We start from the raw sequence: 26,641 nt of genomic DNA on the forward strand, positions 1-26,641 counted from the left end.
TGAGACCGATGGGAACCGGATTGCAACTCACGGCGTTTGAACATTGAGCGGCTGATGAAGGGTGTCATCGGTCAACATATTGTAATTCAGAGGTTTTTATCATGTCTGCAACCCACTTTTCACGCCGAGCCGCCCTTGCAACGCTTGCAGGTGGTGCATTGATGATCCCCTCGATCACGAGGGCAGCGACCGTTGCAGACTGGTCGCCATATTTCTCAAACATCACGCGCGGCGGGCTGCATTTTTCGACGGACGCCCGTCAATTGACTTGGTGGGCGCCCGGCGGAACGATCAGCCGGGTGATGGCCTCCGCCGTTCCTCGCAGTGAGGATCTGACCCGGCGTGGCAGCACCGAGATCGTGCGCAAGCAGCGCAATCCCAGTTGGTCCCCCACGCCCGACATGCTGGCCAAGAACCCTGATATTCGTCCCACTCCGGGTGGTGCGCCGGACAATCCGCTGGGCAGTTACGCCCTGTATTTCGATTGGACCTATTACGCGGTTCACGGCACCAACAACCCCGACAGCGTCGGTACGGCTGCATCCTCCGGTTGTTTTCGTCTGGCGGCCGAGGATATCGAGTTCCTGTATTATACCGTTCAGGTCGGCACGCCGGTCGTCGTCAGCTGATCGCGTCGATTTCGGCAGCGACGGCGGAGACCTCGATCGCCGCCTTCGATCTGGGCTGAAGTTCGGCGGCTGCCTTTCCCATCGCGAAGGCTTGCTGAAAGATCACGCGGTTTCCCAGATGCTGATCCAGCAGATCCGCCCCCAGAACCTCTCGCGCGTCCTGTGCAGCGCGCCCCGTCGGCGGCACGCGGTTGAGCAGAACGCGCAGGGGCGTTTTCTCCTTCTTCGCCATCTCAAGCACCGGTTCCAGTGCCCACAGGTCCATCATCGACGGCTGGGAGGGCGCGATGACCAGATCGCTGTCCCGGATCGTCGCACGCAACAGGATATCGGCGTTTCCCGGGCAATCGACCAGCACCAGATCGGCCTTGCGTGCGGCTGCCCGGATGTCGGAGCCGGCCTTCCAGTCGGAACTGGCCGTACACGCCATGTCGGATCGCATCGCGGCCCAGCGGGTCAGCGATCCCTGCGGGTCCAGATCGACCAATGCGACCTTCAGGCCGGACGCCAGCCAATGATGGGCGAGTTGCGTCAGAACGGTCGTCTTTCCTGCGCCGCCTTTCTGCTGTGCGAACGTAACGATCCGGCTCATAACTCTCTCCCGCAGTGCAATATTTGTCAGAGTGACGCCTTTCGCGGGTAAAGAGAAACAAAATCGACTTGCGCTTGCGCGGATGTCGCAATGTGCTCCAAATGGCGACCGAAAGGGGGGCCGGGATGCCGGACGCGGATGTCATCATCGTCGGCGCAGGCCTGTCGGGCATTTGCGCCGCAAGCCTGTTGAGCGCCAAGCGCCCCGCGGATCGCGTCATTGTGCTGGAGGCGCGGGATGCCATCGGCGGCACTTGGGATCTGTTTCGCTATCCCGGCATCCGTTCGGACAGCGACATGCATACGCTGGGGTATTCCTTTCGCCCCTGGCGAGGGCAGAAGGCGATAACCGACGGTGGCTCCATCCTGAGTTACATCCGTGACACAGCGCGGGAGCAGGATGTCGAACGGCTGATCCGGTTCGGGCACCGGCTGTTGGCGGCGAACTGGGACGGGGTGGCGCAACACTGGGCGTTGCGCGTTCAAACCCCGGAGGGGCAGATCACGCTGACCACACGCTTCCTGCTCGGCTGTACGGGATATTACGACTATGAAGCCGGGTATCAGCCGGATTTTGCGGGGCAGGAGGATTTTGCCGGTCCGCTGGTGCATCCCCAGCATTGGCCCGAGGGGTTGGACTGGCACGGCAAGCGGATCGCGGTTATCGGCAGCGGCGCCACCGCCATCACCCTCGTTCCGGAGCTGGCGCGAAAGGCCGCGCATGTCAGCATGATTCAGCGCATCCCCTCCTACGTGGCGGGAATGCCGGCCCGCGACAGGCTGGGGGACAGGGTGAAGCGTATCCTGCCCGAACGGGCCGCCTATGCCGCGATCAGATGGAAAAACATCCTGCTGGGGATGGGCACGTATCAGGCGACACAGCTTTGGCCCGGTTTCATCGGGCGGCTGCTGGCTAGGAAAGCGGCAGAGCGTTCGGGGACGGATCCGGCGGATTTCCACGCCCCCTACGGCCCCTGGGAACAGCGGTTGTGCCTCGCGCCGGACGGGGATCTGTTCGATGCGCTGCGCACGGGGCGGGCCAGCATCACGACCGGCCAGATCGCCGGGTTCGCACCGGACGGCGTTCGCATGGAAAGCGGTGATCTGATCCGTGCGGATGTGATCGTTGTCGCCACCGGGCTGCGGATGCGCCTTGGCGGCGGCGCGGCCCTGTCGCTGGACGGCGCTGTGCTGCGCTTTGCCGATCACGTCTCCTACAAGGGAGCGATGCTGTCGGGTGTGCCGAATTTCGCGCAGATGTTCGGCTATACCAATGCGAGTTGGACGCTGAAATGCGAATTGATCGCCCGTTGGGTCATTCGGCTGCTGAACCGGATGGAGGCGGTGGGCGCGACCGTGGCGACGCCGGTGTCACCGCAGGATCTGAAGCTGCGCAGCGCGGTGCCGCTATCGTCGGGATATGTTCAGCGGGCACACGGATCGCTGCCGATGCAGGGCGACCGTGGCCCATGGCGCGTGCATCAGAACTACCTCAGGGATGTCTACGCGTTTCGTTATGCGCCGGTCGATGACGGGGCGATGGTCCTCTCCACCATGGATCAGTCCTTCTCCACACGGGCGTAACTCCCCTCAGGCAGGTCGAGAGCGGCGTGCAGATCGCGCAATTGCGAGGTGGTCAGCATCAGCACCTGAACCTTGCCCGTGCGCGGGTCCAACTGCTCCACCCGCGCACCGTCGTCGAAGATGGTGATTGTTACGTCCTCGGTCGCGGCGGTGTCACCGACCAGCGTCACCACGGTCGCATCGAATTCATGTTCTATGGTAAACATGACCGAAGCCTAGGACGCTTCGCCGGCGTGGACCAGTGCGGAAATGTCAGCCCAGTCGAACCGGATCGCCGTCGAGGGAAAGTCATAATCCGGATCCGGGCCGCGCCAGGTCTCTACCGCGCCGAGGCGTTCGTAAAACCGCCGCGCCCCCTCATTGCCCGCGACGATATACAGATATGCGGAACTGACGCCGTTTTTCGCGATGCGGGCGAAGGCCGCGCCCAGCAATCGCGGGCCAAGTCCGGCGCCCTGCGCGAAATCTGCGACGTGCAGCGCATCCACATAGGCCGGATTCGCCGCGTCCACGCTGACGAAGCCCGCCAGACGATTCCCTTGAATGGCGACCAGGGTCGTCCCCTCGGGCAGGACCGTCCATTTTTCGGCAAGCTGTGCGCGCGCCCCGTCGTTCAAATAATCGGCGGGCAGCAATTCGGCATATGTCGCGCGCCAGCTTTGCAGATGCAGTGCGGCAATCGCGGGCAGGTCGGCGGGCGTGGCGCTCCGGATCAAACCGGGGTGCCCCACAGATCGTATTCGCTGGCCTCATCCACCTGAACGTTGACGAAATCGCCGGGCTTGAGGTCCGCGAACCCCTCGTCGATGAACAGGTTGCCGTCGATTTCGGGTGCGTCGGCCCTGGTGCGGCAAACGGCGCCTTCCTCATCCACGCTGTCCACGATGACCTGCTGGATGGAGCCGACCTTGGCCTCCAGCTTTTGCGCGGAGATACGCTGCGCGACCTCCATGAACCGTGCATAGCGATCTTCCTTCACCTCCTCCGGCACATGGTCGGGCAGGGTGTTGGAGCGGGCGCCGGTAACGTTCTCGTATTTGAAGGCTCCGACGCGATCCAGCCGCGCCTCCTCCATCCAGTCGAGCAGGTGCTGGAATTCCGCCTCCGTCTCACCGGGATAGCCGACGATGAAGGTGGAGCGCAGGACGATCTGGGGATTGATGTCGCGCCATGTCGCGATCCGCTCCAGCGTCTTGGATGACGCGGCGGGGCGGGCCATGCGTTTGAGCACGTCGGGATGCGAATGCTGAAATGGAATGTCCAGATAGGGCAGCAAATTGTCGCCCATATGGGGGATCAGTTTGTCCACATGCGGATAGGGATAGACGTAATGCAGGCGCACCCATGCGCCCAGCTTGGCCATCTCCCGGCTCAGATCTTCCATGTGGGTGCGGACCTCGCCGCCCTTCCACGGATGCAGGTCATGCTTGCGATCCACGCCATAGGCGGAGGTATCCTGCGAGATCACGAGGATTTCCTTCACCCCGCTTTCCACCAACTTCTCCGCCTCACGCAGGACGGCATGGACAGGGCGGGAGGACAACCTGCCGCGCATGTCGGGGATGATGCAGAACTTGCACTTGTGATTGCAGCCCTCGGAAATCTTCAGATAGGCGTAGTGGCGCGGCGTCAGCTTCAGTCCCGCAGGCGGCATCAGGTCGATGAAGGGATCGGGGTCCGGCGGGACGGCGGAATGCACCGCGTCCAGCACCTGTTCGTATTGATGCGGCCCGGTCACGGCCATGACGGAGGGGTGGGTGCCGCGGATATAGTCTTCCTCCGCCCCCAGACAGCCCGTCACGATGACCTTGCCGTTTTCGCGCAGGGCCTCGCCGATTGCCTCCAGCGACTCGGCCTTGGCACTGTCGAGGAAACCGCAGGTGTTCACGATGACACTGTCGGCCCCGGCATAGTCGCCGGTGATCGCGTAGCCTTCGGAGCGCAATCTTGTCAGGATGCGTTCGGAATCCACCAGCGCCTTGGGGCACCCGAGGGAGACCATGCCGATGGTCGGCTGGCCGGGGCGCGCGGTGCCGCGGATCACGGCAGCCGGGGCGAGGTCGGGGCGAAGATCTGGTGGATTGGTGCTCATCCCCGCCTCATACATCCAGTTTCGCCCCACGAAAAGCGCGCAGTTCGTGTGCGACACGCCATGTCGCGACGAAAGGAAGACATGATGAGCGAATGTTCCGCCTCCTCGACGGGGGCCCGGAATGCGCCGCTCCCTCGAAGGTGCATCCGGGGCAGTATCAGGCGGCGACTGACAGGGCAGGCATTTTGAACGCGAAAGTGGTGGTTCCGTCCTCGCATGTCACATCGATCCGGCCACTATGGGCCACTGCGATTGACGAGGCGATATATAGGCCGAGGCCCAGCCCCTCTCCATTCGCATGAACGCCGCGTTGGAATGGGTGGAACAGATTTTCCTGCAACTCGTCGGGGACAGCCTCGCCCTGATTGGCGACACTGATCTCGATTCCGCATTCGCGCATCAGGCCGCGCACCTCGATCGGCGTGCCGGGGGTTGCGTAGCGAACGGCGTTCGACAGCAGATTCGAGATTGCCTGCGCGACGCGCGGCGCATCGCAGCTGACCGGCTGGTCAAAGGCCAGATCAAGCAGGATTTCGTTCTGCGGCGATGCCGCGCGAATTTCCTCGACGATCTGGGTGATGACTTGCGTCAACGGCGCATCCGGCGTGGCGGAAATGCGGATGCCACCGCCAAGCCGTGCCTTGGCGTGCATCATAATGTTTTCGATCAGGTCGTTCATGCGATGCAGCGAGGACCGCATGAACGGCAGGATTTTCCGCGCTCCCTCGGTCAGAGGTTCCCTGTCCAGTTGGCGAAAGCCTGCATCCAGCGCCGCCACCGGATTGCGAAGGTCGTGGCCCAGAACCGCCACGAACTCCTCCTGAATTCGGGCCAGTTCGCGCTCCTGCTCCGCCAGCCGCTTCTCTGCCTCCAGCTGCTCCTCAGTCTCAAGGCTGCGGCCGATGATGTCGGCGAACATCTCAAGCATCGCCACCGCGCGCGGGTGCTTGATATTGCGAGGTTCCGTGTCGATCGCGCAGAGGGTGCCGAAAAAGCTGCCATCGCTGCGGTAAATCGGGATCGAGGCGTAGCTGACGATCCCGAACTTGGCCGCGATGGGGTGGTTCCCATAGACATCGTCGGTTGCGGTATCGTTGAACAGGACCTTGTTCGACGTTTCCCGGACCGACTGGCAAAAGGTCGACTGGATCTCAATCTCATCGCCCTCGGCCAAGCCGAAGTTCACCTCGTCAACGGTGCGGCACGCCACCCAGCGGTCGGCAGTTACCCGCGCCACGGCGGCAAAGCGCATGTTCGTGGCCAGCATGACGGTTTCAAGGATCGTGCCGACAAGATCGCTGCCAGCCAGAATCTGGATATCGGCCTGGAAATCGTGGTCTCCCGCCAGAAAGGCGCTGTGATCCTGGATCACCGGCTGCTGCAGCGCGTTGTCATTCATTCTTGTCTCCTGAAGGATGGCACTCGCGGTGACACTGGCGAAACGATCAGCAAAGAGTTGCGGCTATTTGCTTGAGCGCATGGACAATATGGCAAATGTATAGGGGAGGCAATATGGTCTAGAATGCGGCCAACGGAACGCGGTGTCAGGCTATACCATGTCAGGTCAGCGTGAATGCGATCCATTTGGTTCGTCTTGTGCGGCTACTTTTCCGACAGGGACTGAAGCGCGTCGATGACGCCATCGCTCAAGCTCTGCAGGTTCTTTTGTGTTTCCAGCCCCGGACAATCCAGTTTCAGCCGCGCCGCCATATCGGCCATGGAAAACCGGTTGGCACCCTCCAGCGTTTCCAGCTCCTCCCACGTCACCGGCACCGCCACGGGCGCACCGGCGCGGGCGCGCAGGGAGTAGGGTGCGATGGCCGTGGCGCCGCGTTCGTTGCGCAGCCAGTCGATGAAGATGCGACCCCGACGCTTGGATTTGGACATCGTCGCCGTGTAGCGATCCGGGTGGCGGGTGGCCATGACATGCGCGAAGGTCTTGGCGAACAGCTTGACCGTGTCCCAGCCGCGGGTGCGCCGCAGCGCCATCCACACATGCACCCCCTTGCCGCCCGTTACGATTGCCCCGCTGTCGAGGCCCAGTTCCGACAGGGTATCGCGCAATTCAAAGGCCGCGTCGCGCACGTGGTCCCATCCCAGCCCCTCGTCCGGGTCGAGGTCGAAGACCAGACGGTCGGGCCGTTCCAGCCTGTCGATGCGCGCGCCCCAGATGTGGAATTCGATGCTGCCCATCTGCGCCGCCGCGATCAGGCTTTGCGCTCGCGTGGCATAGAGGTAATCGGCCATGTCGCCATCGCTTTCCTCGATGCTGATGCGGGACAGTTCATCCGGCATGCCGCCGCCATCATGCTTCTGGAAAAAACACGACGCGTCGATGCCTGAGGGGCAGCGATACAGCGACAGGGGGCGATGCCCGCTCAATGCGATCAGGCGTTCCCCGATCCGGGCGTAATGGCGCGCCACATCGCCCTTGGTGCAGCCTGAAGCGGGAAATACCGGACGCTCCGCGCTGCTGATGCGGATGCCCTGAACGGTGGTTTCGCTGTCTTGCTGCATCGGTTCCTCCAATCGCACCTCGTCGGCCGGCTTGTCGTCGCGCAGGCCCAGAAAGCTGGCATGCCTGACATAGCCGTCGCCGGTAAATTCCGCGAACTCCACCTCGGCCACGAGGTTCGGGCGCACCCATTGCGTATCCTTCGCGATCTCATCAGGAACATCGGCGCAGGGCGGTGTCTTGCGCGGCACGACAGCGTCCATCAGATCTGTCATCGCGGCATCGGAAAACCCTGTTCCCACGCGGCCCTTGTAGCACAGCGCATCGTCCTCATGGCTGGCCAGCAGAAGCGAGGCAAACGGGCGTCCTGCCTTGTCCGAGGGGGAGTAGCCGATGATGACGAATTCCTGTCTGCGCGTGCATTTGACCTTGCGCCAAGCCTTGCTGCGGGTGCCGCGATAGGGGGCGTCGATACGCTTGCTGATGATCCCCTCGGCCCCGGCCTTGCAGGCGCTGGCAAAGACCTGCGCCCCGTTGCCGACGATATGTTCGCTCAGCCGGAGCGGGGCGCCGGGCTGCACACCTGACAGCAGACTGGCCAGCCGTTCCCGACGCTCGATCTGCGGTGCCTTGCGCAGATCCTCACCGTCGATGTTCAGCAGGTCGAAGGCGAAGAAGACCAGCGCGCGCCCCTGCTTCAGCGCCTGTTGCAGCGAGGAGAACGCAGAGCCCTGAATGCGGGCGGCCATCACCTCCCCGTCGATCAGCGCGGCATCACAGGGCAGCGGATCGAAGGCACCGTCCAGCGCGTGAAACCGATCGGTCCAGTCCTTGCCCGACCGGGTATAGAGCCGCGTTCCGCCCTTGCCCAGCGCTGCAAGGCAACGGTAGCCGTCAAACTTGGTCTCATGCAGCCAGTCGTCGCCCTCGGGCGCGCTATCGACCAATGTGGCAAGTTGCAGCTTCGCAAAGGCGGGGCGTTTCCGGTTGCGGTTGGTTGTGTTCTCAGACTCAGGCGGGGTCTGGGCGGGGGCGTCGGCGGCGATTTCCTTCATCGTGCGGCCGGTCTTCACGGATAGGGCTGTGCCCGTGGTGAAGGCATCGGCATCATCGCGGGCGTAATCGTCACGCTCCTTGATCAGCAGCCAGTTTTCACGCTTTTCCTTCGGCTTTCCGCGCATCCGCACCAATGTCCAGCCGCCCTTCATGCGCTGGCCTTGCAGGGTGAATTTCAGCTTGCCGTCCTTCAGGCCCTCTTCGATGTCCTCCTGCGGGACCCAACTGCCGGTATCCCACAGCATGACCGTGCCGCCGCCATATTCGCCCTTCGCGATCGTGCCCTCGAAATCGCTGTAGTCCAGCGGATGATCCTCCGTGCGCACGGCCAGTCGTTTTTGGGACGGGTTGGGGGAGGGTCCCTTGGTCACAGCCCAGCTGAGCAGGACGCCGTTCCATTCAAGCCGGAAATCGTAGTGCAGTCGGGACGCCGCGTGTTTCTGAACCAGGAATCGCCGCCGCGCCTGGGACGTTCCGACCTGACCGCGCGGCTCTGCCGTGCGGGAGAAATCCCGCTTTCGGTTGTATTCCGCCAAGGGGTCGGGGGATTTGGCCATCTAGGATGCCTTTTTGCCGGATGCCTTCTTCTTCTTGCCGTCCGCGTCCTTCAGGCTTTGTTTCAGGGCGCTCATCAGGTCGACCACGTTGCTGTCGCCGCCGGTGTCATCATCGTCGGTGCGCACACGCGGGGTCTTCTTGTTCTTGATCTTGGCATCCAGCAGCGTCTGCATCGCCTCGGCATATTTGTCGTGATAGGCGGCGGCGTCGAACGGCGCGCTCTTGCGGTCGATCAGGGAGGTCGCGACCTCCAGCAGATCCTCATCGACCTTGTCATCCTCGATATCGGTGAAGATCTCGTCCGCCTCGCGCAGCTCATCCTCGTAATGCAGGGTTTCCATCAGCAGGCCGTCACCGCAGGGTTTCACGGCAGCCAGATATTCCTTGCCCCGCATCGTGACCTGACCCAGCCCCACCTTGCCCGCCTGCCGCAGCGCATCGCGCACCACGCGGTAGGCATCCTGCGCCAGATCATCCGAAGCGGTGATGTAATACGGCTTGTCGAAATAGAGCGGCGGGATTTCGCAGGCATCGACGAATTGAACCAGCTCGAAGGTCTTTTTCGTCTCCAGCTTGATCGCGTCGATCTCGTCCGGGTCCAGCAGGATGTATTCGTCGTCATCGACCTCGTAGCCCTTGACGATGTCGTCGCTCTTGACGGGGCCGATGCCGGGCACGGATTTTTCATAGCGGATACGCTTGCCGGACGGTTTGTGGATCTGGCGGAACGATACGCGCGCACCCGTTTTGCTGGCCGAGAATATCTCGACCGGGATGGAGACGAGCGACAGGCGAAGCTGTCCTTTCCAAAGCGCGCGCGGTGCCATCTTGGTCCTCTCCTGCGAATGTGGGCCGCCATGATCGAAAGGCGGGGTTCCTTAAGATATAGATTTCACCCGGCAATCGTTCCACATTTTAGAGCTGAAACTGTATTGTGCATGGTGCTTGCGTCGTCACTCGTTCCGCCAGATGGGCGCGCGGGCGAGGGGCACATGATCGTTAGTCCGTCAGGACAGTAGCGACCTCGTATTCCTCGATCTGCTCGGGCAGCAGGTAATAGACCTCCTCGGGCGGTGTTTGCAGGGCATGGGTCTGAACGCGCGGATCGACGCCCATTGTTGCGGTATGTTCCAGCACCTCGCCCTGAATGGCCTGTACCTGCCGCGCCGCCTGCGCACCTGACAGGAAGCTGCCCTCCAGAAAGGCCGCCTGATGCATCCCGACCCAGGACCGGCGGCTGACCGTGCGTTCCATGCCCGAAAACAGGATCAGCGGACAGGCGGAGGCGCAGGCCGCATCCGCGGTCAGCAATGTGTCGTATTCCGCAGCGCGCACCAACTGCCCCATGCGCAGGGCCTCCTGCACCACACCGCCGGGGGAATGCAGGGCGATGGTGTCGATCCGCTGCCCGTCGAGAGCGGCTTCAAACCGGTCGGACGTACCGGCGGAGATGAAGCCAGACAGCAACATCACACGCCCGAAATCCGGGGTTTCCTCAATGGTGAAGGCCATATCCTCCATCTGCGTGGGCAGCGGAATCGGCCCGCCCTGCCTGCCTTCGCGCGCGGGAACGGTGGTCGGGCGGTAGCGACGAACCTGATCGCCCGGCGCGGCAGGCTCCGTGATCGCGGGGGAGACATCACCGCCCCGCATTCCGGTCCAGACGGCGGACGCGTCCGACCAGACGAGAAACCCCGCGATCCCCAATTGAGCGAGCAGGACCGTCCCCAGAATGCGCGGCAGCGGCAGGTTGGTGGCGCGCAGCAGAAGGCCCATCTAATCGCGGACCGTGTGGATGGCCGCGACCTTTTCGGCGCGGGTAGCGTCGGGACGCGCACCCTCGATCCGGTCGAGCGCGCGCATCGCGGCCTCCAGATCGTCCAGCGTCATGGCGCGGGCGGGGTCGCCGCGACTCTCGCCCTCTCGTATTGCGGCCTGCGTGACGGCGAGGATCAGCACCAGCACCGCCGGAAGCAGATCAATGGCGATCGCGCCCGCCCAACTGGGCACGAAGTTACCGGCGTAGCGGATGACCGCATCAGCGGTGGAAATCGGAGTGTAGGTCGTCTCCTCCGGCTGGGGCAGGGCCTGAACCTCCTGCGCGGCAATGGCGAGGGTCTCGGCCCGCAGTTCCAGCGCCTCAAGCACCGAGGTGATCGTCGCGTTCTGCGCGTCACGAATGGTCGCGGTGCGGTCAAGCTCCGGCAGGATCACGGATGCGGCCAGGTCGTTCGCCGCCCGCTCCACCAACGGGGCGACGGACATCTGGCGCAAATCGGTGATGACACCGGCCAGGCGCACGGATTGCTCGGCGAACGCGACCGAGCGCTGTTCGACCGCGCCGCTGGCCACGATCAGACTGCGCATCCGGCTGAGGATCTCGTTGCCCTGCGCGAAGGCGGCGTCGATGCCGATGCTTTGTGCCTCGATCAGTGATTGCAGGGAGGCCAGCTCATCCGCCTTTTGCGTCAGAACGCGGTAGACGGCCCCCTGACCGCCGACGCCCGACAGGGCGCCCGATGCCTCCTGCTGGCTGAGCGCGGTGAACCCGTCGCTGGCGCGCGCCACGTCCAGGCCCAGACCCTGCGCCGCCTGCGCGTTGGAATTCGCCCGTTCCAGCGCAGCCTGATAATCCTGCACGGTCACGGCAAGGTGCTGCTCCACGGCGGCCGACCCGGCCAGCGCTGCGGCATTCAGCCACGAGGACATCGCAACGATCGCCAGACTGCCGAGCACGGTGGCAAGCCCCAGCCCGATACGCGAACCCGCGCTGGTCAGCACAGGCAGGATGCGCATGACGTAGGACCAGAACACGAAGATGCCCACCGACACCGCGACCGAATACGCGACGGCGGCGAAGATCGACATCGCGCCGGTCTGTTCCAGCAAGCCGGACACGCCCAGATAGGTGTAGATGCCCGACGCGACCGCCAGAACGCCTAGTGCCAACGGCGTGAAGGTATCCAGCCACCGGACATGCCCCCGCAGCTCCCGCGCGGCGCGTACGCCGGACTGACCTGTCTGGTCTGGCTGCTCGGCGTGCTGATCTGTCATGGAACGCTCCTCAATGAGTCTATGGCAAATATGGCGGATCGACCCAGTTTCAAAGACGACCGAACGCCGGGCCGCCTTTCAACCGGTCTTGCACGTGCTAAAACATGATCTGAACACCGACCGAGGGGACTACCATGGCCGAAAGCCCGCAAGAGCTGCACAAGAACGAGGATGTCTATGCGCTCAACGCAGCGGCGGTCGAGGCGATCCTCGCGGCGATGGAGGCCGGCGATCGTGATCGGTTGATCGAGTTTCTGGGCCACATGCACCCCGCCGACGTGGCCGACCTGTTGGAACAGATCGAACAACCCAGACGGATCCGACTGATCGAGATGTGGGGATCGGACATCGATCCCGAGGTTCTGTCCGAGCTTGAGGAAGGCGCCCGCGACGACGTTCTCAATACGCTGACGGCGGATCAGCTCGGCTCCGCTGTGCAGGAGCTGGACACCGACGACATGGTCTATCTCGTCGAGGATCTGGACGATGCGGACAAGGAGGAGCTGCTCGACCAGTTGGACGACGCGGACCGGGTTGCTGTCGAACAATCGCTGACCTATCCCGAATACTCCGCCGGTCGCCTGATGCAGCGCGACATGGTCACCGCGCCCGCCCATTGGACGGTTGGCGACGTGATCGACTACATGCGCGCGTCAGACGATCTGCCCGAACAGTTCTACGACATCATCATCGTCGATCCGGCGATGCGCCCGATCGGTGAGGTCAGGCTGGGTCGCGTGATGGCGCATCCGCGCAGTGTAAAGCTGGAACACATCATGGAAAAGGACCTGCGCACGATCCCGGTGGATCAGTCGCAGGAGGACGTCGCCTACGCCTTCAACCAGTATCATATGATCCAGGCGCCGGTGGTGAATGCGGACGGACGACTGGTCGGAATCATCACCATCGACGATGCGATGGACGTGCTGGAGGACGAGGCGGAGGAGGACATGCGCCTGCTGGCGGGTGTGGGGGACGAGGAGATCTCGGACACGACCTGGCAGATCGCGCGGCAGCGGTTTCCCTGGCTGCTTGTGAACCTGTTCACGGCGATCCTAGCGTCCATCGTGATCTCTCTATTCTCCTCGACAATCGAGGCGGTGGTGGCCCTGGCCGTTCTGATGCCCATCGTGGCCAGCATGGGGGGCAACGGGGCGACGCAGACCCTGACGGTCGCGGTGCGGGCCATCGCGACGCGCGATCTGACGGGATCGAACGCGATGCGGGTGGTGCGCCGCGAATTGGTCGCCGGCACGTTGAACGGCATAGCCTTCGCCGCGATTATCGCCGTCGTAGGGGTCATCTGGTTCGGCAATCCGATGCTGGGCGTCGTTCTAGCCATTGCGATGATCGGCAACATGGCAATTGCGGGGCTGGCGGGAATACTCGTGCCGCTGAGCCTGGACAAGTTCGGCGCCGACCCCGCGCTTGCCTCGGGCACCTTCGTGACGACAGTGACGGATGTGGTGGGCTTTATGCTGTTTCTGGGGCTGGCGTCGCTGCTGCTGTTGTAACCCGCGCATTTCACTTTCCCGATACATCCCCGCCGGAGGCTTCTGGACCCTCGCCCGGACGTTCCGTCATATTGTGGGATGCCCCGTCATATTGCTGTTCGTGCTAGCCTGATTTCCCGGGATCGTGCCCCAGTTCATCAGGCTGTAGCGCCACGCGCGGGGCGGGCGGGGTTCCTGCGGCGGAACGTCCGGGTAAGAGGGCGCGTTGATGTGCGCTGAACATTGCAGCCCCCCACAAGATATATTCCAGGAGATTTACAGATGACCAAATCCATTCTGATGATTCTGACATCGCACGACACCTTGGGCGATACCGGAGAGAAGACGGGCTTCTGGCTCGAAGAATTCGCGGCCCCCTATTTCGTCTTTCGCGATGCGGGGCACGAGATCGTCCTGGCCTCGCCTGCGGGCGGGCAGCCGCCGCTGGACCCCAAGAGCGATGCGGAGGACGCGCAGACCGACGCAACCCGGCGGTTCAAGGCGGACCCGGCGGCGCAGAGCGCATTGGCCAATACGCGCCCGCTGGCCGAAATATCCGAAGATGCGTTCGACGCCGTGTTCTATCCCGGCGGTCACGGTCCCATGTGGGATCTGGTGGACGATGTGAAATCCATCGCTCTGACGGAGGCGTTCTGGGCCGCAGGCAAGCCTATCGGGGCCGTGTGCCATGCTCCGATCATTTTCAAGCATGCCAGGACGCAGACCGGCGATTATATTGTCGCGGACCTCGACGTCACAGGCTTCACAAATGGTGAGGAGGACGCCGTCGGCCTGACCGATGTCGTGCCGCATTTGGTCGAGGAGGTGCTGAAGGAGCGTGGCGGCAAGTATGCCAAGGCGGACGATTTCGCGCCCTTCGTGCGGATCGACGGCCAGCTTGTGACCGGGCAAAACCCAGCATCCTCGGAAGGGGCGGCAAAGGCACTGCTGGATTTGCTGGGCTAGTCGCTGCCGGACGGGATGTCGCGGCCCCGGCATCGTTGCCGGGGCTTGCGCATCCGGGTGGTTGGTTCTATGTTGCCTTTCAACAGCGACTGTCGGCCTCCACCCCCGATACTCACCGAAACACGCAACGGGCCGCTGGCCCGTTTTTTTATGCCCGAAACTTTTTCATACCCGAAACTTGGCGAGTGCCCATGACCGACATGATTGCAAAGGCGTCCATCGACCGGCGCATCCACGACATCATCGCCCCCGCGGTGGAGGATATGGGATTCGAGATCGTGCGCATCCGCTTCATGGGGGGCAAGACCAAGGTCGTGCAGATCATGGCGGAAAGGCCCGAGGGCGGCATCGAGGTGGACGATTGCGCGAAGATCTCGCAAGCCGTCTCCGCGCTGCTGGATGTCGAGGATCCGATCGAGGGGGAATACGCCCTCGAAGTATCCTCACCCGGGATCGACCGCCCGCTGACGCGCCTCAAGGATTTCGAGCGTTACGAGGGCTATCAGGCCAAGGTCGAGACAACGGAACTGATCGACAACCGCCGCCGGTTCAACGGGGAGTTGCGCGGCGTTCAGGACGGTGAAATCCTGATCGAGATCGCCGAGGGTATCGTCGGACTGCAATTCGACTGGCTGGCCGATGCCAAACTGATTCTGACGGACGAGCTGATCGCGGAAAGCCTGAAGGCACGCGACACCAAGCTCGAAGGATTTGACGAGATCATCGAGGATGATGCCTCGAACGAAGAGGAGTGACGGACAATGGCAACGGTTGCGGCAAACAAGCTCGAACTGCTTCAGATCGCCGACGCGGTCGCGCGTGAGAAGATGATCGACCCCGGTCTGGTCATCGAGGCGCTGGAGGAAAGCTATTCCAAGGCGGCGAAGGCCCGCTACGGCGCGGATTACGATATCCGCGCGTCCATCGACCGCAAGACCGGCGATCTGACCATGACCCGCGTGCGCACCGTGGTCGAGGAGGTCGAGGATCACTTCACCGAACTGGACCTGCACGACGCGAGAGAGATCGACCCGAACGCCCAGATCGGCACCGAACTGTCTGATCCCCTGCCGCACATGGATTTCAGCCGCATCGGCGCCCAGTCGGCCAAGCAGGTCATCATGCAGCGTGTGCGTGAGGCCGAGCGTGAGCGTCAGTACGAGGAATTCAAGGACCGCAAGGGCACGATCATCAACGGTCTGGTCAAGCGGACGGAATACGGCAACGTCATCGTCGATGTCGGCCGGGGTGAGGCGATGCTGCGCCGCGATCAGCTGATCCAGCGCGAGGCATTCCGCAACGGCGACCGCATCCGCGCCTATATCAAGGATGTGCGTCTGGAGCAGCGCGGCCCGCAGATCTTCCTGTCGCGCACCGCGCCGGAATTCATGGCCGAGCTGTTCAAGATGGAAGTGCCCGAGATTTATGACGGCGTGATCGAGATCAAGGCTGTGGCCCGTGATCCCGGATCGCGCGCGAAGATCGGCGTGATCTCCTACGATTCGGGCATCGATCCGGTCGGGGCCTGCGTCGGCATGCGCGGCAGCCGCGTACAGGCCGTCGTGAACGAGTTGAACGGTGAGAAGATCGACATCATCCCGTGGAACGACGACGCCGCGACCTTCTTGGTCAACGCGCTGCAACCTGCCGAGGTCGCGAAGGTCGTGATGGATGAGGATGCCGGCCGGATCGAGGTCGTCGTACCGGATGAGCAGCTGAGCCTCGCCATCGGACGTCGTGGTCAGAACGTGCGTCTGGCCAGCCAGCTGACCGGCTGGGACATCGACATCATGACCGAGGCCGAGGAATCCGAACGTCGTCAGGCGGAATTCGCGGAACGCTCCAAACTGTTCATGGATTCGCTCGATGCGGATGAAATGGTGGCGCAGCTTCTGGTCTCCGAAGGGTTCACCAACCTTGAGGAAGTCGCCTACGTGGAAATCGAGGAACTGTCGGGCATCGACGGCTTCGATGAGGAAACGGCGCAGGAGCTTCAGGCCCGTGCGCGCGATGCGCTGGACGCGATCAACGCCGCCGCGACCGAGAAGGCCCGCGAGATGGGCGTCGAGGATTCGCTGTTCGAGTTTGAGGGCCTGACCCCGCAGATGATCGTGGCGCTGGCCGAGGACGGCATCAAGAACCTGACCGATTTCGCGCAATGCGCGGATTGGGAGCTCGCTGGCGGCTACACCACCGTAGACGGTAAGCGGGTCAAGGATGATGGCCTGCTGGAGCAATTCGACGTCAGCCTGGAGGAAGCCAAGGAACTGGTGCTGACCGCGCGGGTTCTGCTGGGCTATATCGACGCGGACGAAATGGTCGCGCAGCAGGCAGCGGATGCCGAGGCTGCCGCCGCGGCCGAGGCCGGCGAAGAAGAGGAAGCCGAGGGCTGATTGCAGCCTTCGGAAGGGTGTACCGTGAGCAGGGGTGGACGCGATAAAGACCGCAGTGAGCCGGAACGGCGCTGCATCGCCACGGGGGTGAGCGGGCCGACCGCCCCCCTCGTGCGCTTTGTCGTGGGGCCGGAGGGGGACGTGTTCCCCGACGTGGCCGAAAAGGCGCCCGGACGCGGCATGTGGGTCAGCGCAGACCGCGCGGCGATTGACCTGGCGGTAAAGAAAAACCTGTTCAGCCGGTCCGCAAAGGCCCCGGTAAAGGCCCCCGCCGACCTGTCGGATCGGGTCGAGGCATTGCTGACGCGGCGACTTCAGGACGCGCTGGCCCTTGCCAGAAAGGCCGGGCTGGCCCATATGGGGTTCGATACGGTCCACCGACGGTTGAAGTCCGCTCCGGTCGCCGCATTGATCGAAGCCAGCGACGGATCGGAGGCGCAGCGCGCCAAGCTCCGCCCGATGGCTGGGGAAGCACCCGTGATTTCCTGCCTTTCAAGGGAAGAATTGGGTTTGGCATTCCGCCGGGATAATGTGATACATGCCGCGCTGGACGCAGGTGGTGTCACGAAGACGGTCCTCAGGGAGGCGTCGCGGCTCAATGGGCTGCGGGGCCATGAGGCCGTTTCGATAGACTGACCGCCGCGATACACGCGACGGACGGGATGGATTTGGGCGACGGGGCAAAGGGGCTCCGACGAAAAGGTTAAGGTCAGTATGAGCGACAACAAAGGCGACGGCGACAAGGGCAGGACGATCGGAACACGCGGTGGCGGGACCGAGACGAGCCGGGTCCGGCAAAGCTTCTCTCACGGACGGTCCAAATCCGTCGTGGTGGAGAAGAAGCGGAAGCGTGTCGTGGTGCCAAAACCCGGTACAGCCGCGACCTCGGGTGCGAACGCCGCACAGGTCCGCAGCGCACAGGGTGGCGCCAACGCAGCCGTGTCCGACAGTGAGATCGATCGCCGCCGCCGCGCCTTGATGGCCGCGAAGGCGTCTGAAGCCGATCGTATCGCCAAGGAAAAGGAAGCCGAGGAACGCCGCAAGGCGGAGCTGGCCTCCCTGCGCGAACAAAAGGAATCGAAGGAGCGTGAGGCGGCCGAAGCCGAAGCCCGCGCCGTAGCCGAGGCCGAGGCCAAGGCGATGCAGGAGGCCGAGGAGGCCAAGCGCAAGTCCGATGAGGAAGCGCGCGCCCGCAACAAGCCGCGTGGCAAGAAGGAGGAGAACGTCGTTTCCCCCGCCGATGCGCCCGCACCGCCCAACGAGGTCGAAGGCCCACGCCGCACCGCGCCCGGCTCCGCGCCCAAGCGTGACGACCGCCGTGAGGACCGCAACGCCAAGAAATCTCCGGGTGGCGACAAGCGTCGCTCAGGTAAGCTGACCATCAATCAGGCGATGGGTGAGGGCGGCCGCCAGAAATCCATGGCCGCGATGCGCCGTCGTCAGGAACGTCAGGCCCGCAAGGGTGGCGGATCCAACGAGCCACGTGAAAAGGTGGTTCGCGACGTAAAGCTGCCCGAGGCGATCACGGTGGCCGAACTTGCCAACCGGATGGCCGAGCGTGTGGCCTCCGTCGTGAAATCCCTGATGCAGAACGGCATCATGGCGACTCAGAACCAGAGCATCGACGCCGATACCGCCGAGCTGATCATCGAGGAGTTCGGCCACCGCGTCGTTCGCGTCTCGGATGCGGATGTCGAGGACGTTATCACCACCGTGGTGGACGATCCCGCAGACATGAAGCCGCGCGCCCCGGTCATCACGATCATGGGCCACGTCGATCACGGCAAAACCTCGCTGCTGGACGCGATTCGCAAGACGAACGTCGTCTCGGGTGAGGCGGGCGGTATCACGCAGCATATCGGTGCCTATCAGATCAGAACGGATGACGGGACGCTGCTCAGCTTCCTCGACACGCCGGGTCACGCCGCCTTCACCTCGATGCGTGCACGCGGTGCCCAGGTCACGGATATTGTGATCCTTGTGGTTGCCGCCGACGATTCGGTCATGCCGCAGACCATCGAGGCCATCGCCCATGCGAAGGCAGCGAAGGTTCCGATGATCGTCGCCATCAACAAGATCGACCGCCCCGGCGCCGATCCGATGAAGGTGCGCACCCAGCTTCTGCAACATGAGGTCGTCGTCGAGGCGATGTCGGGCGACGTGCTGGATGTCGAGGTCTCCGCCGTTACGGGTGAGGGGCTGGACAAGCTGCTGGAGAACATCACGCTTCAGGCCGAATTGCTCGAACTGCGCGCCAACCCCGACCGCGCCGCCGATGGCGCCGTGATCGAGGCGAAGCTGGACGTAGGCCGCGGCCCCGTTGCCACGGTTCTGGTCCAGAACGGCACGTTGCGCCGCGGCGATATCTTCGTTGTGGGTGAACAATGGGGCCGGGTCCGTGCGCTGATCAACGATCAGGGTGAGCGGGTCGAGGAGGCCGGACCTTCGGTTCCGGTGGAGGTTCTGGGCCTGAACGGCACACCCGAGGCTGGCGACGTTCTGAACGTCGTGCCGGATGAGGCGCGTGCCCGTGAGATCGCGGAGTATCGCCAGCAACTCGCCAAGGACAAGCGTGCCGCAGCCGGTGCCGCAACCACGCTGGATCAGCTTCTGGCGAAGGCCAAGGCGGACGAGGACGTTTCCGAACTGCCCATCGTGGTCAAGGCGGACGTGCAAGGTTCGGCCGAGGCGATCGTGCAGGCGATGGAGAAGATCGGCAACGACGAGGTTCGGGTGCGGGTTCTGCACTCCGGCGTTGGGGCCGTCACCGAGAGCGACGTGACCCTGGCCGAGGCTGCAGGCGCACCGATCATCGGCTTCAACGTCCGGGCGAATGCACCCGCGCGTGAGGCGGCGAACCAGAAGGGTCTGGAAATCCGCTACTACTCGATCATCTACGATCTGGTCGATGACGTGAAGGCGGCGGCCTCCGGCCTGCTGTCGGCGGAAGTTCGCGAATCCTTCATCGGTTACGCCTCGATCAAGGAGGTCTTCAAGGTCTCCAATGTCGGCAAGGTCGCGGGTTGCGTCGTCACCGAAGGTGTGGCGCGGCGTTCCGCCGGTGTCCGCCTGTTGCGCGACAACGTCGTCATCCATCAGGGCAAGCTCAAGACGCTCAAGCGCTTCAAGGACGAGGTCAAGGAAGTCCAGAGCGGCCAGGAATGCGGTATGGCGTTCGAGAACTACGAGGATATTCGCGAAGGCGATGTCATCGAAATCTTCGAGACGGAGGAGATCGAGCGCACGCTCTGATCCCCGCCCTGTTCAACCAAAAGGCCCGCCATCACTGGCGGGCCTTTTGCGTATTCGGGGGATGTCGCCGGGGCATCGTGACGTTGATACCTCCGGCTTAGGTGGTCGAATTCGGGTCAGGCGCCGACGACGCCGCGCGCGATCTGGTCGGCCTCGATGCTTTCGAACAGGGCCCTGAAGTTGCCCTCACCGAACCCGTCGTCGCCCTTGCGCTGAATGAACTCGAAGAAGATCGGCCCGATCACCGTTTTCGAGAAGATTTGCAGCAGGATACGGGTTTCGCCTCCGTTTACCACGCCCTCACCGTCGATCAACACACCGTGCTTCATCATCTTGTCCACCGGTTCCTCATGCCCGACGACGCGGTCATGGCTTAGCTCATAATAGGTCGCCGGGGGCGGGGGCATGAACCGGATGCCCTTGTCGTGGATTTGATCAATGGATGTGTAGATATCCTCGGACCCGACGGCGATATGCTGAATGCCTTCGCCGTTGTAGCGCTTGAGGTATTCGACGATCTGCCCCTTGTCCCCGCGATCCTCGTTGATGGGAATGCGGATCTTGCCGCAGGGGGAGGTCAGCGCCCGGCTGAGCAAACCTGTGAACTTACCCTCGATATCGAAGAAGCGGATTTCGCGGAACTTGAAGGTGTCGCAGTAGAACTTGAACCACGTGTCCATGTTCCCCTTCACCACGTTGTGCGTCAGGTGATCGAGGTAATAGAAGCCGACGCCCTCGGGCTTCGGGTCGCGTGCACCGGTCCATTCAAAGTCCTGATCATAGGGGGAGCGGCCGTCATCGTAGTCGTCGATGAAGTACAGCAACGATCCGCCAATCCCGATGACCGCCGGGGCGTCTATGCTCTTGCCCGTACCGGTATATTCCGTGGCACCCGTGTCCAGTGCCCGCTTCAATGCCACCTTTGCATCGACCACACGCCAAGCCATCGCAGGGGCGCAGGGGCCGTGATCCTCGACGAACTGGGCCGCGTGGCTGCCGGGTTCCCGGTTGACGATGTAATTGATGTCACCCTGACGATAGAGCGTGATGTCCTTGCTCTTGTGCTGGGCCACTGGCGTAAATCCCATCGAGCGGAAGAGCGTGTCCAGCTTTTCGGGTTCAGGATGGGCAAACTCCACAAATTCGAATCCATCGGTTCCTGCCGGATTGGAATCGGAGATCGTGGCCTTAGGCGCATCGTGTGGAAACGGACCCATGTTGAGCCTCCCTTGCATGTGAATTTGTCCGAACGTAACGTCGAAGGCATGCAATTCGTGCGCAAAGAATCCCGTTTATGGCCGCTTTGTGCGTGTAAAATTCAGATAATAGTAAAATGGTGCGGGGAATTTTCATGGCAGGCCAAATCGATGCGTTCGACCGTGCTCTGCTGACATGTCTGCAGGGCAATTCCCGTCTGACGGCTGCTGAGTTGGCGGAAAAACTGCATCTCAGCCCCTCGCAATGCGCCCGCAGGCGGCAGCGGTTGGAGGAGGACGGATATATTGTCGGCTACCGCGCGGTGGTGGATGCCGCGCGCATAGGCGCCTCGGTCGAGGCTTTCGTTCAGGTCACAATGGCAGCCCACAGCCGTGAGAATGCGCAGGATTTCGTGCGAATGGCCGAGCGAACGCAGGCCGTGGTCAGTGTCTGGACCCTGACGGGGGAGGCTGATTACATGCTGCGGGTGTTCTGCGCCGATCTGACTGCCCTGAACGAGCTGGTGCAACGCACCCTGCTGCCGCATCCGGCGGTGGCCCGGGTGCAGAGCCAGATCGTGATGGAACGCTTGAAGGATAATGCGCCGATAGCGCCTTAGTCCGCCATCGTTCCGGGCGGACTGATTTCAGCCCCTATGCAGGGCCACCTCGGCCTTGAGCGATTCCATCAGTTTGCCCAGAAGTTCGGTGCTTTTCTCATCCTTGAGCCTGCCCTTGTCGTCAAAGGCTTCGCCCGCCCCGGCTATCGCAACTTCAGGGCCAGTCAGAACGCGGGCGAAATGCGGGAGGAGGGCGTGTCGCAGAGTATATTGCGACCGCTCACCCCCTGATCGTCCCGCCGCGCTTGAGATGATCGCCACCGGCTTGTCCGCCAGCGGGTTTCCGTCCGACGCGAGGCTGACCCAGTCCAGAGCGTTCTTGAGCAGGCCGGAGATCATCCTGTTATATTCGGGTGTGGAAATGACGATGGCGTCGGCCTGACCTATGAGGGTAACGAGGCGCCCGACCTCCGCCGGTGTTTCCAGATCCGTGTTGAGCAGCGGCAGTTGCAAGTCCGCGCGGGTGTAGAGGTCCGGCGCGAATAGCCGCGCGGCCTCGTCCACCAGAAGCGTGTTGGACGAGCCGCTGCGCAGGGAGCCTGAGATGCCGACGAGATGGGTCATGGATAGCCTTTCGCGTTTTTGCGTCCGAATGCTCATAACGCTATCGGGTTCGGGGACAACCCAAATATGGCACCCTCCAGATATTGTGCCCTTTCGGGAGGGGTGCACTCTATACCGTGGCGATAGCTTGACATGGCTGGGTGTCGCGCGGACCATCGGGGATTAGTGGAATCGAGGCTGCCGCCAGAATGCAATTTACCAAGCTCAGATTGCTCGGCTTCAAGAGCTTCGTCGATCCGACGGAACTGACGATTGCGGACGGGCTAACCGGCGTGGTCGGTCCGAATGGCTGCGGCAAGTCCAACTTGTTGGAGGCCCTGCGCTGGGTCATGGGTGAAAACCGCCCGACAGCGATGCGTGGTGCGGGGATGGAGGATGTGATCTTCGCCGGGGCATCGTCCCGTCCCGCCCGCAATTACGCCGAGGTGACGCTGACCCTCGACAATACCGAACGGCTGGCCCCCGCAGGCTTCAACGAGGATGACCGGATCGAGATCGTGCGCCGCATCACCCGCGATGCCGGATCGGCGTTCAAGACGAATGGCGGGGACGTCAGGGCGCGTGACGTACAGATGCTGTTTGCGGACGCGTCCACAGGTTCCCATTCCCCCGCGCTGGTGCGGCAGGGCCAGATCTCCGAACTGATTAACGCCAAGCCCAAGGCCCGGCGGCGTATTCTGGAGGAAGCCGCGGGAATTTCGGGCCTGTATCAGCGCCGTCACGAGGCGGAACTGAAGCTGAAGGCGACGGCAGCCAATCTGGAACGCGTGGACGATGTGCTGGCCCAGTTGGATCAGCGGCTGGGAATGCTCTCACGTCAGGTCCGGCAAGCCGCGCGCTACCGCGAAATTGCGCGGGAGTTGCGGCAGGCGGAGGCTCTCTTGTTGTATCGTCGGTGGCGTGAGGCGGATGCGGCGCATCTGGCCGCAGAATCCACGCTGACCCAGACGACGACAATGGCCGCGCGGGCGCGCGCCGAGGCGGCCCGCTGTGCGCAGGTCAGGATCGACACGGCGGACGCACTGCCACCCTTGCGTGAAGAGGAAGCGGTGGCGGGCGCGGTGCTGCAAAGGCTGAGTGCCGAGCGCGATGCCCTCAAGGATCGGGAGCATAGGGCGCGACGCGCGGTCGAACGGCTGGAAGCGACGCTCGCACAGTTGCACCGCGATCTGGACCGCGAAGGCCAGTTGAACCGCGATGCGGCAGAGTCCAGCGAGCGGCTGGAATGGGAACAGACCGCCCTGAAACAGGCCGGCGCCGGGCACGAGGATCTCAGCGCCGAGGCGCAGAAGACAGCGACCGATGCGGCTGCCACGCTCAAGACACTGGAGGCAACGCTGGACCGCCAATCCGAGGACGCCGCCCGTCTGGCCGCGCGTCATCAGGCCGCCGCGCGACGGCTGGAGGAAGCCAAGAAGATACATGACCGGGCCGTGGCGGAGCGGGACAAGGCTGACAAGGCCGCATCACAGGTCGCGTCCGATCTGATCGACGCACAGGCGCGGCTGGAGGCGGCGCGAACGGCGCAAGAAGCCACGGCGAAGGAAGCGACCGCCGCCGAGGACAGCTTGCAGCAGGCGGAGAAGACCCGAGACAGCGCGCAGACCGTCGAGGCCGAGGCCCGCGCCGCCGCCTCCGCCGCTGCGGGGGAGGCACGGGCCCTGGACGGGGAGGTCACGGCCCTGCGCCGTCTGTTGGCGCGTGATTCCAGCGACAGCGGCCAGATTCTGGATTTGATCCGCGTGGAGCGGGGATATGAGGCCGCGCTAGGCGCCGCGCTGGGCGACGACCTGAAGGCGGCGATGGCTCAAACGCATGGTTCCGGCTGGGCGGAACTGTCGCAATATGAGGACGTGGCGGACTTGCCGGCGGAGGCCGGGCGTCTGGCGGATCATGTGACTGCGCCCGCCGTTCTCGCCCGGCGGCTGCAAGCGGTCGGTCTGGTTCCGGCGGCGCTGGGGGACGCGTTGCAAGCCGCTCTGACCCCGGGCCAGCGGCTGGTTTCGCGCGAAGGGGACATGTGGCGGTGGGACGGATATCGCGTTACAGCTGCGGATGTGCCGTCTACCACAGCCTTGCGTTTGCAGCAGAAAAACCGGCTGGAAGAACTCGAAGCGGCGCACCGGACGGCCCTTCACGCGGCGGAATCGACGCAAGCCGCGCACGGGAAGGCCCGCGAAATCCTCGATCAGGCAGCGGCGCAGGACGCGAAGGCACGCGCCGCCCGGCGCATAGCGGATGAGGCGGCAACCCAGGCCACCCGCGCGCTTAACCGTGCGGAGGCAGATGTATCGATGCTGGAGGGGCGGGCCGACACGTTGCGATTGGCCTCCGAACGACGGGACGAGGATGTGGTGGAGGCGCAGCTTGCCTTGGATGAGGCGCTGGCACAGGGCGACGCCCTGGAAGATCTGGACGAAGTGCGGGCCGCCGTCGAGGAGAGCAGGAACAGCGTTGTCGAGGCGCGCTCCCTCATGCTCAGCGCGCGTGCGCGTGCGGATGAGATCAGGCGCGAAGGCGACGCCCGCATCAAACGCTTGCAGGAACTGACGAAGGAAATCAGCGGCTGGAAGCTTCGCCTGCAGACCGCTGGAAAGCGGAGCGCGGAGTTGGAGGCTCGGATCGACGCCACTCAGGCGGAACTGACATCCGCCAGCACGCAACCCGCGCAGATAGCGGCAAAACGTGCCGATCTGGCGCGGGAGGTGGAACGGGCGGAGGCCCGGCGCGCCGGCGCGGCCGACGCACTTGCCATTGGTGAGGCCGCCGCCCGCGCGGCCGAGCAGGCGGAGCGTGAGGCGGAACGTGCCGCTTCTGATGCACGTGAGGCCCGTGCCCGCGACGAAGCACTGCGCGATGCGGCTGCCGTGGCCCTGACCGCAGCGGCGGAGCGGATCGAGGATGAGCTGGACGTCACGCCTACGGCGTTGCTGGATACGTTGGAAGCCGATCCCGACAAAATCCCGACGGTGGAGGCGATCGAGACAGACATCACACGCTTGCGACGCCAGCGGGACGCGCTGGGCGCGGTGAACCTGCGTGCCGAAGAGGACAGTCGCGAAGTGCGGGAGGAGCGCGACACACTCGCCGCCGAAAAGGCCGATCTGGATATTGCCTGTGAGAAGCTGCGCACCGGCATTGCCAATCTGAATCGGGAGGGGCGCGAACGCCTGCTGGGCGCCTTCGACACGGTGAATCAGAACTTCGCCCGGCTGTTCACCCATCTGTTCGGGGGTGGGGAGGCCAAGCTGGAGCTGATCGAAAGCGACGATCCGTTGGAGGCAGGGCTGGAAATCATGTGTCAGCCGCCGGGCAAGAAGCTGTCCACCCTGTCGCTGCTGTCAGGGGGGGAGCAGACGCTGACCGCGCTGAGCCTGATCTTTGCGGTTTTTCTGGCCAACCCCTCGCCTATTTGCGTGCTGGATGAGGTGGACGCCCCGCTGGACGACGCGAATGTCAGCCGGTTCTGCGATCTGCTGGATGAGATGACGCGCACGACCTCCACCCGCTTTCTGATCATCACGCACCATGCCGTCACGATGAGCCGCATGGACCGGTTGTTCGGTGTCACAATGGCGGAGCAGGGCGTCAGTCAGCTGGTCAGCGTCGATCTGCGCCGGGCGGAGGAAATGGTCGGTTGAGGTTTCAGCTTTGCGATGCGTGCTCTCCCAGTAGGGGCGAAAGAGCGACTTCGAGCCGGTCATAATCATCCGCACCCCAGGCGCCGAAAGCCTCCATCCACCGGGCGGCGGGTGCGATGGCATCCGGGTTGAGGGCGCACCATTTCTCGCGCCCGCGCTTCTCGGTCGTGACCAGCCCCGCCCGCATCAGGATTTGCAGATGCTTCGATACCGCCGCCAGGGTCAGATCGAACGGTTCGGCCAACGTGCCGACGGGCAGGTCGCCATGCAGCAGGCGGTTCAGGATCGCGCGCCGCGTCGGATCGGCGAGAGCGGCGAAGGTCGCGTCGAGGCTGGCTGCGCGCTGTGACATTGCGGCAGCTTGCACCGCCCGACGTGAATCATCAACCGATTGGTTGAAAATAGCGGAGCACCATCCTGACAGCCTCGATTTCGCGCGGGGCCAGAAGCTAAATCACAACCTTGATGGATGATTGCATTATATCAATGGGTTACGC

Annotated in this window: 22 protein-coding genes; 10 read left to right on the forward strand and 12 right to left on the reverse strand. The window is 63.4% G+C overall.

The window, feature by feature from the left end:
* Positions 1-101 precede the first annotated feature (101 nt).
* Positions 102-629, forward strand: coding sequence for a L,D-transpeptidase (locus tag G8E03_RS04365; RefSeq protein WP_166189068.1), 528 nt, complete (start codon positions 102-104; stop codon positions 627-629).
* On the opposite strand, the gene G8E03_RS04370 is transcribed toward G8E03_RS04365, so the two are convergent.
* The gene (locus G8E03_RS04370) at positions 622-1,221 is read right to left on the reverse strand and encodes a ParA family protein (protein WP_166189070.1); all 600 of its coding nucleotides are present in this window, start codon (positions 1,219-1,221) and stop codon (positions 622-624) included. The genes G8E03_RS04365 and G8E03_RS04370 overlap by 8 nt on opposite strands.
* A gap of 101 nt (positions 1,222-1,322) precedes the next feature.
* On the opposite strand from G8E03_RS04370, the gene G8E03_RS04375 reads away from it, so the two are divergent.
* Positions 1,323-2,804, forward strand: coding sequence for a flavin-containing monooxygenase (locus G8E03_RS04375; protein WP_205793260.1), 1,482 nt, complete (start codon positions 1,323-1,325; stop codon positions 2,802-2,804).
* Here the strand turns inward: G8E03_RS04375 and G8E03_RS04380 are convergent.
* The 8 genes from G8E03_RS04380 to G8E03_RS04415 all read right to left on the reverse strand — a co-directional run bounded on the left by G8E03_RS04380 (position 2,780) and on the right by G8E03_RS04415 (position 12,019).
* The gene (locus G8E03_RS04380) at positions 2,780-3,010 is read right to left on the reverse strand and encodes a hypothetical protein (protein WP_166189074.1); all 231 of its coding nucleotides are present in this window, start codon (positions 3,008-3,010) and stop codon (positions 2,780-2,782) included. The genes G8E03_RS04375 and G8E03_RS04380 overlap by 25 nt on opposite strands.
* A 9-nt stretch (positions 3,011-3,019) precedes the next feature.
* Positions 3,020-3,520: a GNAT family N-acetyltransferase gene (locus tag G8E03_RS04385; RefSeq protein ID WP_166189076.1), complete on the reverse strand. Its 501-nt coding sequence runs from the start codon at positions 3,518-3,520 to the stop codon at positions 3,020-3,022.
* A complete protein-coding gene (gene rimO, locus G8E03_RS04390) occupies positions 3,517-4,896 on the reverse strand; it encodes a 30S ribosomal protein S12 methylthiotransferase RimO (RefSeq protein WP_166189078.1) in 1,380 nt (459 codons plus the stop codon). The genes G8E03_RS04385 and rimO overlap by 4 nt, the downstream gene beginning before the upstream one ends.
* Before the next feature lie 157 nt (positions 4,897-5,053).
* Complete coding sequence (locus G8E03_RS04395; RefSeq protein WP_166189081.1) at positions 5,054-6,295, reverse strand: GAF domain-containing sensor histidine kinase; 1,242 nt, start codon at positions 6,293-6,295, stop codon at positions 5,054-5,056.
* A gap of 203 nt (positions 6,296-6,498) precedes the next feature.
* Positions 6,499-8,964, reverse strand: coding sequence for a DNA ligase D (gene ligD / locus G8E03_RS04400; protein WP_166189083.1), 2,466 nt, complete (start codon positions 8,962-8,964; stop codon positions 6,499-6,501).
* Complete coding sequence (ku, locus tag G8E03_RS04405) at positions 8,965-9,792, reverse strand: non-homologous end joining protein Ku (RefSeq protein ID WP_166189086.1); 828 nt, start codon at positions 9,790-9,792, stop codon at positions 8,965-8,967.
* Between the two features lie 172 nt (positions 9,793-9,964).
* A complete protein-coding gene (locus tag G8E03_RS04410; protein ID WP_166189089.1) occupies positions 9,965-10,741 on the reverse strand; it encodes a COG3904 family protein in 777 nt (258 codons plus the stop codon).
* Positions 10,742-12,019, reverse strand: coding sequence for a hypothetical protein (locus G8E03_RS04415; protein WP_205793262.1), 1,278 nt, complete (start codon positions 12,017-12,019; stop codon positions 10,742-10,744). It abuts the gene before it with no gap.
* A gap of 134 nt (positions 12,020-12,153) precedes the next feature.
* On the opposite strand from G8E03_RS04415, the gene mgtE reads away from it, so the two are divergent.
* The 6 genes from mgtE to infB all read left to right on the forward strand — a co-directional run bounded on the left by mgtE (position 12,154) and on the right by infB (position 20,123).
* Complete coding sequence (gene mgtE / locus G8E03_RS04420; protein WP_166189091.1) at positions 12,154-13,533, forward strand: magnesium transporter; 1,380 nt, start codon at positions 12,154-12,156, stop codon at positions 13,531-13,533.
* Between the two features lie 261 nt (positions 13,534-13,794).
* Positions 13,795-14,478: a type 1 glutamine amidotransferase domain-containing protein gene (locus G8E03_RS04425; RefSeq protein WP_166189094.1), complete on the forward strand. Its 684-nt coding sequence runs from the start codon at positions 13,795-13,797 to the stop codon at positions 14,476-14,478.
* 191 nt (positions 14,479-14,669) lie between these two features.
* Positions 14,670-15,233 (forward strand): ribosome maturation factor RimP, encoded by a 564-nt coding sequence (gene rimP, locus G8E03_RS04430; protein ID WP_166189096.1) that lies wholly within the window; start codon positions 14,670-14,672, stop codon positions 15,231-15,233.
* 6 nt (positions 15,234-15,239) lie between these two features.
* A complete protein-coding gene (nusA, locus tag G8E03_RS04435) occupies positions 15,240-16,871 on the forward strand; it encodes a transcription termination factor NusA (RefSeq protein WP_166189099.1) in 1,632 nt (543 codons plus the stop codon).
* A 24-nt stretch (positions 16,872-16,895) separates the two neighbouring features.
* On the forward strand, positions 16,896-17,507 hold the full coding sequence (locus G8E03_RS04440; RefSeq protein ID WP_166189101.1) for an RNA-binding protein: 612 nt from the start codon (positions 16,896-16,898) through the stop codon (positions 17,505-17,507).
* Positions 17,508-17,585: 78 nt separating this feature from the next.
* Complete coding sequence (gene infB / locus G8E03_RS04445) at positions 17,586-20,123, forward strand: translation initiation factor IF-2 (protein WP_166189102.1); 2,538 nt, start codon at positions 17,586-17,588, stop codon at positions 20,121-20,123.
* A 116-nt stretch (positions 20,124-20,239) separates the two neighbouring features.
* Here infB and hppD read toward each other — a convergent pair whose 3' ends face one another.
* The gene (gene hppD / locus G8E03_RS04450; protein WP_166189105.1) at positions 20,240-21,340 is read right to left on the reverse strand and encodes a 4-hydroxyphenylpyruvate dioxygenase; all 1,101 of its coding nucleotides are present in this window, start codon (positions 21,338-21,340) and stop codon (positions 20,240-20,242) included.
* A gap of 134 nt (positions 21,341-21,474) precedes the next feature.
* Between hppD and G8E03_RS04455 the strand changes: the two genes are divergently transcribed.
* Entirely contained in the window at positions 21,475-21,939 is a 465-nt protein-coding gene (locus G8E03_RS04455; protein WP_166189107.1) for an Lrp/AsnC family transcriptional regulator, read from the forward strand.
* 27 nt (positions 21,940-21,966) lie between these two features.
* Here the strand turns inward: G8E03_RS04455 and G8E03_RS04460 are convergent, their stop codons facing one another.
* A complete protein-coding gene (locus G8E03_RS04460) occupies positions 21,967-22,503 on the reverse strand; it encodes an NADPH-dependent FMN reductase (RefSeq protein WP_166189109.1) in 537 nt (178 codons plus the stop codon).
* Between the two features lie 188 nt (positions 22,504-22,691).
* Between G8E03_RS04460 and smc the strand changes: the two genes are divergently transcribed.
* On the forward strand, positions 22,692-26,144 hold the full coding sequence (smc, locus tag G8E03_RS04465; protein WP_166189112.1) for a chromosome segregation protein SMC: 3,453 nt from the start codon (positions 22,692-22,694) through the stop codon (positions 26,142-26,144).
* Between the two features lie 4 nt (positions 26,145-26,148).
* On the opposite strand, the gene G8E03_RS04470 is transcribed toward smc, so the two are convergent.
* On the reverse strand, positions 26,149-26,496 hold the full coding sequence (locus tag G8E03_RS04470) for an ArsR/SmtB family transcription factor (RefSeq protein ID WP_166189114.1): 348 nt from the start codon (positions 26,494-26,496) through the stop codon (positions 26,149-26,151).
* Positions 26,497-26,641: the final 145 nt, after the last annotated feature.

The organism is Pontivivens nitratireducens (assembly GCF_011290545.1).
In the GTDB taxonomy this organism is placed as follows: domain Bacteria; phylum Pseudomonadota; class Alphaproteobacteria; order Rhodobacterales; family Rhodobacteraceae; genus Pontivivens; species Pontivivens nitratireducens.

Bases quoted from the DNA above. Each gene is read 5' to 3' on its own strand.
- G8E03_RS04455 (WP_166189107.1), top strand. From the start codon at position 21,475: ATGGCAGGCCAAATCGATGCGTTCGACCGTGCTCTGCTGACATGTCTG.
- ligD (WP_166189083.1), bottom strand. From the start codon at position 8,964: ATGGCCAAATCCCCCGACCCCTTGGCGGAATACAACCGAAAGCGGGAT.
- rimP (WP_166189096.1), top strand. From the start codon at position 14,670: ATGACCGACATGATTGCAAAGGCGTCCATCGACCGGCGCATCCACGAC.
- G8E03_RS04395 (WP_166189081.1), bottom strand. From the start codon at position 6,295: ATGAATGACAACGCGCTGCAGCAGCCGGTGATCCAGGATCACAGCGCC.
- infB (WP_166189102.1), top strand. From the start codon at position 17,586: ATGAGCGACAACAAAGGCGACGGCGACAAGGGCAGGACGATCGGAACA.
- ku (WP_166189086.1), bottom strand. From the start codon at position 9,792: ATGGCACCGCGCGCGCTTTGGAAAGGACAGCTTCGCCTGTCGCTCGTC.
- G8E03_RS04415 (WP_205793262.1), bottom strand. From the start codon at position 12,019: ATGACAGATCAGCACGCCGAGCAGCCAGACCAGACAGGTCAGTCCGGC.
- hppD (WP_166189105.1), bottom strand. From the start codon at position 21,340: ATGGGTCCGTTTCCACACGATGCGCCTAAGGCCACGATCTCCGATTCC.
- G8E03_RS04375 (WP_205793260.1), top strand. From the start codon at position 1,323: ATGGCGACCGAAAGGGGGGCCGGGATGCCGGACGCGGATGTCATCATC.
- G8E03_RS04410 (WP_166189089.1), bottom strand. From the start codon at position 10,741: ATGGGCCTTCTGCTGCGCGCCACCAACCTGCCGCTGCCGCGCATTCTG.
- G8E03_RS04460 (WP_166189109.1), bottom strand. From the start codon at position 22,503: ATGACCCATCTCGTCGGCATCTCAGGCTCCCTGCGCAGCGGCTCGTCC.
- smc (WP_166189112.1), top strand. From the start codon at position 22,692: ATGCAATTTACCAAGCTCAGATTGCTCGGCTTCAAGAGCTTCGTCGAT.
- G8E03_RS04425 (WP_166189094.1), top strand. From the start codon at position 13,795: ATGACCAAATCCATTCTGATGATTCTGACATCGCACGACACCTTGGGC.
- G8E03_RS04365 (WP_166189068.1), top strand. From the start codon at position 102: ATGTCTGCAACCCACTTTTCACGCCGAGCCGCCCTTGCAACGCTTGCA.
- G8E03_RS04370 (WP_166189070.1), bottom strand. From the start codon at position 1,221: ATGAGCCGGATCGTTACGTTCGCACAGCAGAAAGGCGGCGCAGGAAAG.
- G8E03_RS04380 (WP_166189074.1), bottom strand. From the start codon at position 3,010: ATGTTTACCATAGAACATGAATTCGATGCGACCGTGGTGACGCTGGTC.
- G8E03_RS04470 (WP_166189114.1), bottom strand. From the start codon at position 26,496: ATGTCACAGCGCGCAGCCAGCCTCGACGCGACCTTCGCCGCTCTCGCC.
- rimO (WP_166189078.1), bottom strand. From the start codon at position 4,896: ATGAGCACCAATCCACCAGATCTTCGCCCCGACCTCGCCCCGGCTGCC.
- nusA (WP_166189099.1), top strand. From the start codon at position 15,240: ATGGCAACGGTTGCGGCAAACAAGCTCGAACTGCTTCAGATCGCCGAC.
- mgtE (WP_166189091.1), top strand. From the start codon at position 12,154: ATGGCCGAAAGCCCGCAAGAGCTGCACAAGAACGAGGATGTCTATGCG.